The organism is Shewanella sp. P1-14-1 (assembly GCF_001401775.1).
GTDB lineage: Bacteria > Pseudomonadota > Gammaproteobacteria > Enterobacterales > Shewanellaceae > Shewanella > Shewanella japonica.
In genome coordinates this window covers 47,705-59,968 of the sequence record NZ_LKTL01000029.1, presented here as the reverse complement: position 1 = coordinate 59,968, position 12,264 = coordinate 47,705, and the positions used below count along the sequence as shown (strand labels likewise).

Here is a 12,264-nt window from a genome sequence, read left to right as displayed (position 1 = left end):
AATATGTCCGGGTCCCCTTCGTCTAGAGGCCTAGGACACCGCCCTTTCACGGCGGTAACAGGGGTTCGAATCCCCTAGGGGATACCACTTTCTTAACTCTGAGTTATCAAACTGAGTTTTAAGTAATATCAAAGCCACTTAATTGTGGTTTTTTTTATGTCTGAAATTTATCGCTAACTCAAAAAGACCTCTCTAAATGAATACCTATACGTAACGACTATAATGTCAACGCCTAAAGTGTTAGTTAGCAACGCCAATCAAATCAAGATGAGCTCTTAATAATTACATAATCTATCTAGGATACTTAGTGAGTTGAGGCTTTAGCTATTCTTTAAAGTTCACTCTAAAATGAGTGCTGAACAATTAAAATCAAACATTACGTATTGTATTTGTACATGAGGTACAAAGTGAATGTAATAACTGGATACTAACGTTGTTTCAATAGACAACTCAGTTTTGAACGTCGAGCAGGCTTAGCGCAAGAAAAAACAACAAAAAAAAGAGGCCTTTAGGCCTCTAATTCAAAGGTAGAAAACTTATCTATGTCGTTACTGTGTTTGCGTATTGAGCTCTTGTTCAGCTGCCTTAGATTGATGATGTGTCAACCTTAAAATAGCCACTAATAAAAGAGACAATAACCCTACCGAACCAATAACAACACCTTGCCACTCTGATTGATGCCAAAATATCATCAAATAAGGGCCTCCAAGGGACGCTCCTAGATAATAACTGCAAAGGTATAGGGAAGTCGCCTTAGCCCTATGAGTCGATGCTCTTATCGCCACAAACGAATTACAACAACTATGAGTTAAGAAAAAACCACTCGCAGTCAGTAAAAAACCAATTGTAATGCAAAGTAGATTATCCATTAAGGTCAATAACGTGCCAAGCAACATCACAACCAATGCGCCTTTGAATAATCGTTGAGCGCCAAATTTAACCACCCACTTGGCAGATAAATAAGACGTTAATGTTCCACTTAAATAGCAAAGAAAAATTAAAGTAGCCGCAAAACGGCTAAAATTGTATGGGTCGGCCATCAAGTGTAATTGAATAAAGCTGAACTGATTCACCATCATCATAAAAGCAAGTCCACCGATGGCATATACAAGCCGCATCTGGGGATCTGTCAAATGATAAATAAAACCACCGATATCGTGCTTTATTTTATTAATGACGCTCGTTGAGTATTGGGTTGCCGCGCACTTTATTTCTCTTCTTGGTAGCAAATATGTGACTATAGAAATCCCAATCAAAGTAACCGAAAAATTCACCATCATGGCTTGTTCCCAGGTAAAGTATTGAGACAAAAGCCCTCCCATTAACCTGCCACCAATGCCGCCTAAACTATTTGCCATAATGTAAATACCAGCCGCTTTTAATAAAAAACCTGCTGGTAATTGCTCTTTAAAATATGCCATTGCAATGGCAGGTACTGCTGCGAGTAATACCCCCTGCAATAGCCTAACCAATAATAAAGCATCAAAGTCTCGAGCAAAAATAAGTAATAGATTGGAAGCGACTAACATCCATAAGCTGACCATAATTGGCGCTAAACGGCCTACTCGGTCTGAAATTACCGCATAAATAAGTAACGAAAAAGCCAGCGAAAAACTGGTAACAGACAAGATCAATGTTGCTTTAGCACCACTGACATTAAAATGCTCAGCAATTAAGGGCAGCATGCCTTGTACTGCATATAAATTGATATAAACAACGATAGATGCGAGACACAATGCCCAAATTAATCTTTGTTCGCCACCAGATTGGTTTTCAGTGGCTTCTTTGGCAAGTAAATCAGGCACAACATAAGCCTCGATTAAATAGTTAACTGAGCATTGATTATTGCTCGATGAAGACCATAAGCAATTTGAGAAAGTTAAAGATGTGAGTTATGTCTTAATTTGTCAGCATAATCATTAAGACATAACTTAAAGTTCGAGCAATATTTTTACTAATGAACCCTGCTGTTATTAAGCAGGTGTAAAGTGATCAGTTTAGCGCTCTACCTTTTTCATAATAACTTCAGTGGTGAACTTATCATTATTGATAACCGGAAATTTCTCATAGGTTTGAAAAATAGGTCTATCTTGATACAGAATCATCGCAACAACCCCATACTCAATATCTTCATCAATACTGTCCGCAGGTAACGTAAACTTAAACGGTACTGGTGCTCTGGCAATATCGAACGTTTTTTGCGAGATAATTAAACCTGGGGTATTAAGACCAATAATCGCAATGTTAATTTTACAGTTTTGAGGCAATACAATTTTCTCAAGGTAACCCGCATAGCCATTAATAATAACCGGCTCATCTGGGGTAACGGTTACACACGCAGTCATCATAAATGTCATCAACGCAAACATTGCTGCTTTTACACCGAACTTCATATTTTTATCCTTTCGTCATTCTTAATAAGCCTTCTTGTGTTGCAGATGCAACCAAGCGACCTTGTTGATCAAAAAACTGCCCTTTAACAAAACCGCGGCCACCGCTGGCATTGGTACTTTCTACACTATAAAGCAACCAATCTGAAAAATTAAACGGCCTATGGAACCACATGGCATGATCTATCGTCGCCATTTTAATCCCTGGCGTTAAAAATGACACACCATGAGGCTGAGCCGCAGTCACCAGAAAGTTGAAATCTGACGCATATGCGAGCAAGTATTCATGAACACTGTGATCACTTGGAATATGGCCATTCGCTCGCATCCAAATATACCGCTTGGGTTCAGTAGAGTCTGGAGCGATAGGATGTATTGGATTAACCAAGCGCATTTCGATCGGCGAGTCAGCCATGAATTTTTCAAGTATGTTAGCGGGTACTTTATCGCGCATTGTAGAAGCTAATTCTTGCTGATTTAGTAACCCGTCTGGACCATCGACGACTGGCATTTCAGCTTGATGTTCAAAACCTTCTTCAGGAGCTTGAAACGAGCAAGTCATGTAAAAAATAGGGCGGCCTTTTTGAATCGCTTTTACTCGTCTTGCACTGAAACTGCCCCCATCACGCATGTTTTCAACATCGTAGACAATAGGAAGTTTCTCATCACCCGCCCGCAAAAAATAAGAGTGTAATGAATGCACATGCCTATCTTCACTTACCGTTTGCTTTGCAGCACTTAACGCTTGCCCCATCACTTGTCCGCCAAAGACATGACCGAAGCCTAAATCCTGACTTTGCCCACGGAACAACCCTAGTTCGATTTGCTCTAATGAAAGCAGTGATAATAAATCGTTTAAAACTTGACTCATAATTTCCCTAACGTCTGCACAACCTGACTCAATAAACTTAGATTACCTTAGAACCACACACCTAGCGTAAATATATTCTCGAATTTACGTACAAATAAACAAAAAAACGATAAAATTCAGCACAATTAGTAACAAGATTTTACTTAATTGCGCGATCACAACCTCGTACTTAATCAAAAAAAGTTGCTATGCTATTAGTCTATCCTAATTTAACTCGATATCTTGAAGCCTTAACAATATGCAATCTTGGATTTTAGCCATTAGACCTCGCACTTTACCTGCTGCCATTGGTCCATTATTAATTGGTAATATTTTAGCCCTACACCTTGAGCAATTCAGTTATACCATTGCTTGCATTTCAATGTTATGTGCCATTTTATTGCAAATTGCCGTCAATTTAGCCAATGATTATTTTGATTTTAAAAATGGCATCGACACAGAAGAACGAGTAGGGCCTGTCAGAGTGACCCAAAGCGGAATGTTATCACCTAGCAGTGTACGCAATGCCATGGTTATTTGCTTATTGCTTGCATTATTGGTTGGTTCAGCACTTATTTTTCATGGTGGCTGGCCTATTGCGATATTAGCCGTGGCATCCTTACTTGGTGCGGTATGTTACAGCGGTGGACCTTACCCTTTAGCATCACATGGTTTAGGTGAAGTGGCAGCATTTGTATTCTTTGGGCTTGTTGCCGTCGTTGGTAGTTATTACTTACAAGCAGGTGACACGAGTACCAGTGCTTGGCTGTTAGGAAGCGCTATTGGCATGTTTAACGCAGCGATTATGCTAGTAAATAATACCCGTGATATTCAAACAGACACCAAAGCAGGTAAAAATACCCTTGCAGTCAAAATTGGACAAGCTCAAGCTAGAGTCTTATATCAAGCATTAGTCTATTTACCTTTTGGTCTTATTATTGGTGGTTTTTTAATGGGTAACCTTGCAGGCCTTCCAGTGCTGCTAGCAGGTTTATCATTAATCTACGCTCGTCAACTCAGCGGAGAGTTCAGTAATACCAGTGGTGAAGCCTTAAACCCAATCTTGGGGCGCACAGCTAAGTTAACAATGATTTTCAGCCTATTGTTCAGCATAGGGTTAATCTTTAGTTTGCCAATGTAACTGACCGCTCGCCCAATAAGTCTTCCTATGAACTTGCTTTAACATTAATACAAGCATGTCATAGGAAGCTTTTTACTTTATTAAGCCTATACTTAATCCTGTAATAATTACCCTTTTCTTCCCTCTTCATGCCATTCAAGAATAGCACTATCATCCAGCCTAGAAAGCGGATAATACACAGCTTCATTTGGTTTAAATGCTTGATTAGTAATTGCATTGTAAGCACATATCATCGACCATCTAGGTTTATCTGAGCGATTTTGATTTGATTTATGCAGCAAGTTGCAATGAAAAAACAGAACATCCCCCGTTGCTAACTCAACATTGACTAAAGGATGATACTTCATTGCCTCTTCGACAAAAGTCATGTCTGCGCCTTTTTGATCGCCAGCTTTAGCGTGATCTAACCTTCCTATATGATGTGAGCCTTTTAGTACCTGTAAGCAGCCATTTTCAACTGTTGCAGAGTTGATGGCAATCATGCAGCTAATCGCTTTTGGGTACAGCATAAGGTTATCTTGATGCCAATAACCGAAGTCTTGATGCCATTCCCAAGCGCCTCCAACCAATGGCTCTTTCATCATGATTTTGGTACTCGTATGGTAAGCCTCCTCTTCTAGTATCTTTTCTACTGAATCAACAAGTCGTCGGCCTCTAGAAAACATACTGTATAAGTCATCACCAGTTTGCTGCCAAATGCACACCTTGCTTAAGGCACCTTGACTGTCTTTCTTATTCCATGCTTGTTGGTACAAACCCTCATCATTAAAAGCGACTTGCTGCAATTTCGCCATTTCTTGTTGAGAATAGTATCCCTTTACAATGACATAGCCATCACGATTAAAATCTTTAATCTGTTCAACTGTTAATTCAAGCTTACTCATCTTCCATACTTCCTTTTAATTGCTAATGTTAGTTCCGTCTTTATTCATCTTGCTCGATAATGGCAAAATAAACGCCTAAACAAATTAAGTATTGTTAACAATAATCAATTAAACTTATTAAGATCGCAAGTTTTTATTTATATATAAATGTTAAATTTATATAAGTATTGATCTTATAAATAAATACCCTGTCGGTTTTCTATGCAAATTTGCCCAAATAGCCATACCTACATCTCAAAGAAAAAGGCCAACCGAACAATTGGGCACCATTAATAAAGGGAAAGGTGATATGCCAGCAAGTGTTAACTCAATAGCAGAACAAAAGTACTCTGTGCCAGCATTGGACAAGGGCTTTGATATTTTGGAATTTTTAGCTGAGCAACAAACCCCTTTACTTCAATCAGAGATAGCCAAAGGTATTGGGCGTAAGCCAAATGATATCTATCGGGTATTGGTTAACCTTGAAGCTCGGGGGTACCTTCATCGGGATGAGTCTTCTGGTCGATATCAGCTGTCTTTGAAAATATATAACCTCTCAAGAGGAATATCGCCGATTGATAAAGTGAGGCAAGCAGCGCTGCCGTTAATGGAGGATTTGGCGGTTACCACAGGTCAAGCTTGTCACTTAAGCATGCTTTACCAAAGTCAGGCAATGGTTATTGTACAAGCAAAAAGTCACTCCCCAGTGTCAATCAACATAACTGAAGGAGCAATGTTCTCTACCGTTTCATCAACTGCTGGTAAGGTATTACTGGCAAACAGTAACCCTGATGTCGCCTTGATGATACTAAAACGAGATGCACTTTATTTAACAATGAATCAAAAACAGAAAATGGCTTTATCTGCTCAACTGGAAGAAGTTAAGCAACAAGGTTTTTTGTTTACACATACAAGCCATATTGAAGGTATCGCGGAATATTGCGCATTGATTGGAGAACCAGAAGGACAAGTGATTGCCGCACTCACCTTTTCAGTGTTACCCAATGTGCTAAACCACACAGAGCTAAACCTGCTTCAAAATGCGCTGAAGCAAACAGCGAAACAAATTACCCACCAGTTAATAAGTTAAACGCAATCCGCTTAATACGCCTTTCCTTTATGGAAAAAGGCGTATTAGCATACGTAAAAACTTAGCACTGTAGACTTTTAAGATTCAACTTCTGCCGTTGCATTGGCCGAGATCTGTTTTCGGTCAAAATCATCATTAAGCAAGATCATGTCGGCTAAAGAAGCTCTTAACTTCACTGATGCAGGTGCTTTAGCTGCCGTTCTTTGACTTAACGATTCCCTTAGCAGTACGACTTCAAGTAATTTTTCTAGTGCATCATTATTGTCAATTTCAAGGGGGGGGAGTTTTTTGGCAGCATTTTTGGAGTATTGTTCATATTCAAACGTGACGCTTTCTATCGCTTCGGCTATTCGTTTCTTTTTATCAGCTTTTGTCGGCATTATATTCCCTCATAACTATGAATTTTTACTTACAAACCTTACTGCTTATAGTTGAACCTATAGCAGTCAAGCCGCAGTTACAAGTTTTGCTTACCCGCTTGATTGGGTAATATCATTATTCTATACACAAAAAAGCACTTCTAAATAGAAGTGCTTTTTAATCAATAGCCAGCTAAAAGCTGTCATTCAAAGTCGATATCAAACTTTTGATAATGTGCGTTGCTTAGCACTCCAATCTAGATGATATTTTTCACCTGCTGGTTTATCAGTACGTTCAAATGTATGGGCTCCAAAAAAGTCACGTTGACCTTGGAGTAAATTTGCGGGCAAGGTTTCACTGCGATAGCTATCATAATAAGCCACTGCAGAACTAATGCAGGGTGCAGGGATCCCTTGCATGACAGATGCCGCAACGGTCTTGCGCCAATTCATATGCTTAGCTGATAAACTGTCGCTGAAGGTTTGAGCCATCAGTAAGTTTGGAAGCGCTGCATCATCTTGATAAGCTTTAGTAATTGACTGTAAGAAAGTGGCACGAATGATACAACCCGCACGCCAAATCTTGGCGATTTCAGCAAAATCTAAATCCCAATTTTGCTCTTTAGCTGCCATCGCCATTAATTGAAAACCTTGGGCATAACAACATACCTTGGCGCAATATAAAGCATCTTCCAGGTTAGCGATAAACTCCGCTTTTTCGGCATCGTTCAATGGTATTTTTGCAGGACCAGAAAGCTTACTGCTTAAATTAACCCGCAAGGTTTTTTGCGTACTCACCGCACGTGCATAAACCGCTTCAGCAATTGTTGGCGCAGGGCAGCCAATTTGTAAGCTGCTTACCGCAGTCCATAGACCTGTGCCTTTTTGACCCGCTTTATCTAAGATCATTTCAACCAGAGGTTGACCGGTTAACGGATCATCTTGTTGTAACACCTCTGCGCTTATTTCCATAAGATAGCTATTTAAACTACCTTGGTTCCAAGTATGGAAAATACTACCAACTTCATGAGCAGATAAACCTAAGCCATCATGCAATAATTGATAAGCTTCGCAAATGAGTTGCATGTCAGCATATTCAATACCGTTATGCACCATTTTAACGTAATGGCCAGAGCCCGCAGGACCTATGTAAGTCGTGCATGGTTCCCCTTCAATCACTGGATTGCCCGGCTCAAACCGCTCAATAGGCAAGCCAGTTTCAGGATCAACTTTTGCTGCCATTGCTTTCCATACAGGTGCCACGTATTGCCAAGCATCTTTATCACCACTAGGCATTAAAGAAGGTCCAAAACGTGCACCAACTTCTCCACCTGAAACAGCAGAACTAAAGAATACAAACTTACCTTTAAAGCGCGCTTCACGCTCCACAGTATCAGTCCATAGACTATTACCTGTATCAACAATGATATCGTCTGATTCGATACCTGCTTCAATAAGCGCATTACACACGCCATCAACAGGTCCACCAGCAGGCACAGATAACACAATGACGCGAGGTTTAGCTAAAGAATCAAGCATTTCAGTAAGATTATTACAGCCTAGCATTCGGGGAGCTAAGTTTGCTTTTCTTTCTGCTTGTTCTTGATTTATTGCGGTATTCACTTTGTCGCTGTCGAGGTCGAAAGCCGCGACCTGGTAGCCATTATCAGCAATATTTAACGCGAGATTCTTGCCCATTACACCGAGGCCGATAACACCGATGTCTGAACGAAAGGGTTGGGTAGTCATTATTATTTTCCAAAGGTCACAGAGATTAATCGCGCGTAGCGAATCCATTTGGACGGTGATTATACTGATTTATGTAACTAAATTACAGTCGCAAAATGTGCACACACAATTGCATAATTAGGAAAGCAAACTAATAAACAAGTTTTAGCTAATAAACACAGTGAGTTAGAATAAATTAAAACGGATTGTAAATAATCGTTACAACATTTAATCCAGTAGTCTGAAAATACAAGATTTTTGGTTAAATAACCAAGTCAGCGACCTTAATAAAACATGATTAATGAGCTCATTTTAGCTTAAAAGTAACTAAAAAAGGTTGTATAAGCTTATCTAAGCAAGCTAACTCATACAACCTTTAACACATTGATGAACGATTTAGTTCAGTCCGTGCATCACATCAATACCTAAGCTTTTCCCTTCGCCATGACAGGTTTGGCAAGACTCATCACCAGGCTGATATATTGCGCCAGAGCTTGCATCTTGTTGGAATACACCGCCGAAGCTTTCTGCATGAGCTGCCCAGCTTGCTTCAGTGTTATGGCATGAGGCACACACAGCAACAGTCGGTGAATACTCAGAAACTTGACCCGATGAGGTCGCATCACGAGCTGCCACTATGACTGAGTCTTGCGCACCAAGCGTATCCATTTGGAGCTGACCTTCATCATGACACGCACGACAATCGTTCGCAGAAGCCGGATACGTCATTGCTTCACGTTCACTACCGGTATAGCCTTTGGTTGTGCGAGTATTTGCATGCAGTGAATGCACTAACTCTCGATAACCTAGACTATTATTAATAGTTCTAAATGATTTAATACTTGCATCACCTGGTGTGTGTTTGCGTGTGGCATTCATGTATTTAACCATGTCGTTGGTATGACAGCTTTGACAACTACCATCTGCTAAGGTTGTCGCAACTTGTGGCGAGTGACAAGCACCGCAGGTTGCCCCATTGGCTGGTGTAGATATTTTACTGTGAGCTTCATTCACTCGTTGCTGGAACTGTTCATCATGGCAAGCAATACACTTTTGGTTATTCACTAATTCAGTATAAAGCTCAACATTAGTGGTTAATGATATCGCTGCATCAGCTGGGACCTCAGCAAGCACGATACTTGATTCCGTCTCTAGTGCCTCACATGAAGCTGCTAGACCCGTTAATTTGTCTCCGCAAACCATAACCTTCGCATATAAGGTACCCGTCGTATTCAGCCCAAGATCGGCAACACCAGCATTGTTAATTGTCACAGTAACAACTGAACTCTCCCTAATTAACGTGATATCTTCTGAGCTTGATACCAGGTCCCACACTTTACGCTGGCCATTGTTTTCAGGCATAACATCTTGTTGCGGATTACCTGATGCCACCAGCCAAAGGTTATCTATAGCGGGATCAGCATCTGGAGTCGTGCTTAATTGGTTAAAAGTTAGGGTAGCTGTTAACGTGTCTTGCGCCTCATTTACCACACTGTCAGTTAACGCAAACTGATATTGCTCAATCAAGGAATCTGTCACACTCACAGTAGCATTGTGGAAAATGGCCGAACCTAATGGATTATGACTATCTGGGTGACAACCACTGCAGCTCATCGCCCATGCATCAGGAAACGCATCTCGATCGTGAAATAAGCCTACCGCAGTCCCATTCCAGGTATCAGGTGCATATTTCTCATGACAGCTTAAACAGGTTTCTTGACCAGGGTATTGGTAAAAGTTAGCTTGAGGCGCACCATCTTCAATATGACATTGCTGACATTGATGCATATCTCCAGGATAAGTCAGATCGCTATAATCATGGACAGATCCGTTATAACCAATGACCAAATAATCACTTTTATGGATTTTATGTACTAAGCTGGCCATGCCAATACTCACGCCTGTTTCAGGATCGCCAGAATAACTGGTATGACACATCACACAGCCTTCATAATCAAAGCGTTTATTGCCATGCATTAATAAGCGATTGTCAGCACTTAAGTCATTTGTATGGCATCGATAACAACTCTGCTCCGCTGTCAGTAATACCCGAGTATCTTCTGCTGAAGCGCTTACGCCAGTGGTCGGGTCAAAGTCAAATGTGGTGTTCACCAACATCGTACTGATGTCTGCATCGGAAAAAGGCATTAACTCTAAATACACCCGATGAATATTTTCTACATTGTACTCAGTATTAATTCCATCAATATTTGAATAGCTATCTAAAGGCTGTGAAAACGTATAACGATATAAACCGTTTCCAATAGCTTCAATACAAGCTTCTTTACAATCCGACTCAATACTTGCTTGCCACTGAGTCCCTTTGTGCTTGTCCCAGCCCTCTTCTAAATCATTGTCCGCAACGTCTCCAGGCTCAACCACGTTATTGATATAACTCGTCCATTGTGGTGATAAATCAGTTTCAGCAGTTGTCACAACAGTAGCGCTATCTGCTTCATTCAATGGGCGCACGCGCCTTTGTTGAACTCCTAGCTTAGCAATGCCTGCCCCTAAAGTTGAAATGGACGCCACATCGGCTAAACCACTTACAGCTACACCGTTGGCATTACTAAGATAAAACTCAAAAGAGACCTGCAACGACTCATCAATCGTGACCTTTTCAATTTCAGCTTGTAATGATTTTGCCGATGAAATTGCAATGTTAATGTCACCAGATTCTCCATCATCGCCATTTTTTCCGTCATCACCGGAACATGCTGTAAGTGCAACCATTGGAACTAAAACAAGCGGTGTTATCCACTTCTTATATTTCCTAATTAACAATTTGCTCATCATTATTATTCCTTTTATTAATTCACGGCATTTTTAATTTTTAGTAATAATTATTTATTTATAAAAATCTTATTGTGATAAAAATCATGAATCCACTCAAAATATTAAAACAACAACTAACAAAACAGTACATTCCACAAAGTAAAATACTCAGTTCAAAAGTAACAATTCCAAAAAATGGAATCGAATAGGATTTTTCAATAATTAAATAGAAAAGCAAATTTTAATAAATGGAATACACAGCAAAAAAATGTGACTTAAGATATATATTAAGACTAATTAGAAAAACAAGAAAACAAACGTGATCATAATCAACTTGTTTTTAAATTAATTAAATAATACTCGAATCATAAATATAAACATAAAAGCAATATTTATAATTAAGAGGAAACAAATATGATTACAAGGAGAGCACTACTTGCTAATGGCGCTAAGGTCGCTGTCGGAACCGTTTATGGTGGAACATTAGTCGGTTTTTTAACTGGGTGTGGTAGCAGTGATGACGCAGAAACCCCAATAGTTGAAGTCATACCCGGTGGACTCATGGTCGTCAACCCTATCTTATGTGTAGGTTGCCGACGTTGCGAAATAGCCTGTAGCTGGAGCCACGGAAAATCAGCTGTCAGCCCAAGTACCTCAAGAATTAAAGTTGCCAAAAACCTCAATTTTGGCCCCCATGGCGTGCAGCCAAACTATCAAGACCAGCGTGGTGAACAAGGTGATAGCACCATTGTGCCATCAACCTGTCGTCAATGTGATGTTTGCATGACCGTTTGCCCTCAAGAAGCGATTACCGTTAACGAAGAAACGGGAGCCAGAGTGGTCAACGATGACTTATGTGTCGGTTGTGGCTATTGCGCTGACAAATGCCCGCAGCAAGTTATCACCATAGATAAAACCACTCGAAAATCTCTCAAATGCGATCTCTGTGAAGGCAGTCCTAATTGTGCCCAAGTTTGCCCAACTGGCGCAATTAAGTTTTATACCTGGGAAGACGCTGTTGCCGAAGTTGAACTTCATGAAAAGTATTTAGAATTAGTTTAAAAACTA

The 12,264-nt window shown here is 40.2% G+C and carries 10 protein-coding genes and 1 tRNA gene; 4 read left to right on the top strand and 7 right to left on the bottom strand.

Annotated features, from left to right (window positions below; translation table 11 throughout):
• The first annotated feature begins 11 nt into the window (after positions 1-11).
• Positions 12-87: transfer RNA gene (locus AN944_RS18295), tRNA-Glu, on the top strand.
• Positions 88-548: 461 nt separating this feature from the next.
• On the opposite strand, the gene AN944_RS18290 is transcribed toward AN944_RS18295, so the two are convergent.
• From AN944_RS18290 to tesB, 3 genes are all read right to left on the bottom strand, one after another.
• Positions 549-1,805, bottom strand: a complete 1,257-nt coding sequence (locus AN944_RS18290) for an MFS transporter (RefSeq protein WP_055026090.1) — start codon at positions 1,803-1,805, stop codon at positions 549-551.
• A gap of 192 nt (positions 1,806-1,997) precedes the next feature.
• Positions 1,998-2,393, bottom strand: a complete 396-nt coding sequence (locus tag AN944_RS18285) for a YbaY family lipoprotein (protein WP_055026089.1) — start codon at positions 2,391-2,393, stop codon at positions 1,998-2,000.
• A 4-nt stretch (positions 2,394-2,397) separates the two neighbouring features.
• Entirely contained in the window at positions 2,398-3,261 is an 864-nt protein-coding gene (gene tesB / locus AN944_RS18280) for an acyl-CoA thioesterase II (RefSeq protein WP_055026088.1), read from the bottom strand.
• Between the two features lie 238 nt (positions 3,262-3,499).
• Between tesB and AN944_RS18275 the strand changes: the two genes are divergently transcribed.
• Entirely contained in the window at positions 3,500-4,381 is an 882-nt protein-coding gene (locus AN944_RS18275) for a 1,4-dihydroxy-2-naphthoate polyprenyltransferase (RefSeq protein WP_055026087.1), read from the top strand.
• A gap of 107 nt (positions 4,382-4,488) precedes the next feature.
• Here the strand turns inward: AN944_RS18275 and AN944_RS18270 are convergent, their stop codons facing one another.
• The gene (locus AN944_RS18270) at positions 4,489-5,265 is read right to left on the bottom strand and encodes a phytanoyl-CoA dioxygenase family protein (protein WP_055026086.1); all 777 of its coding nucleotides are present in this window, start codon (positions 5,263-5,265) and stop codon (positions 4,489-4,491) included.
• A 289-nt stretch (positions 5,266-5,554) separates the two neighbouring features.
• On the opposite strand from AN944_RS18270, the gene AN944_RS18265 reads away from it, so the two are divergent.
• Positions 5,555-6,334, top strand: a complete 780-nt coding sequence (locus tag AN944_RS18265) for an IclR family transcriptional regulator (protein WP_055026092.1) — start codon at positions 5,555-5,557, stop codon at positions 6,332-6,334.
• 77 nt (positions 6,335-6,411) lie between these two features.
• Here AN944_RS18265 and AN944_RS18260 read toward each other — a convergent pair whose 3' ends face one another.
• From AN944_RS18260 to AN944_RS18250, 3 genes are all read right to left on the bottom strand, one after another.
• Positions 6,412-6,714, bottom strand: coding sequence for a hypothetical protein (locus tag AN944_RS18260; protein ID WP_055026085.1), 303 nt, complete (start codon positions 6,712-6,714; stop codon positions 6,412-6,414).
• A gap of 198 nt (positions 6,715-6,912) precedes the next feature.
• Positions 6,913-8,442 carry an NADP-dependent phosphogluconate dehydrogenase gene (gene gndA / locus AN944_RS18255; protein WP_055026084.1) on the bottom strand — a complete coding sequence of 510 codons (1,530 nt, stop codon included), beginning with the start codon at positions 8,440-8,442 and terminating at the stop codon, positions 6,913-6,915.
• A 375-nt stretch (positions 8,443-8,817) separates the two neighbouring features.
• Positions 8,818-11,214 (bottom strand): OmcA/MtrC family decaheme c-type cytochrome, encoded by a 2,397-nt coding sequence (locus AN944_RS18250; RefSeq protein WP_160319092.1) that lies wholly within the window; start codon positions 11,212-11,214, stop codon positions 8,818-8,820.
• A 396-nt stretch (positions 11,215-11,610) separates the two neighbouring features.
• Between AN944_RS18250 and AN944_RS18245 the strand changes: the two genes are divergently transcribed.
• Positions 11,611-12,258 (top strand): 4Fe-4S dicluster domain-containing protein, encoded by a 648-nt coding sequence (locus AN944_RS18245; protein ID WP_055026082.1) that lies wholly within the window; start codon positions 11,611-11,613, stop codon positions 12,256-12,258.
• The last annotated feature ends 6 nt before the right edge of the window (positions 12,259-12,264 follow it).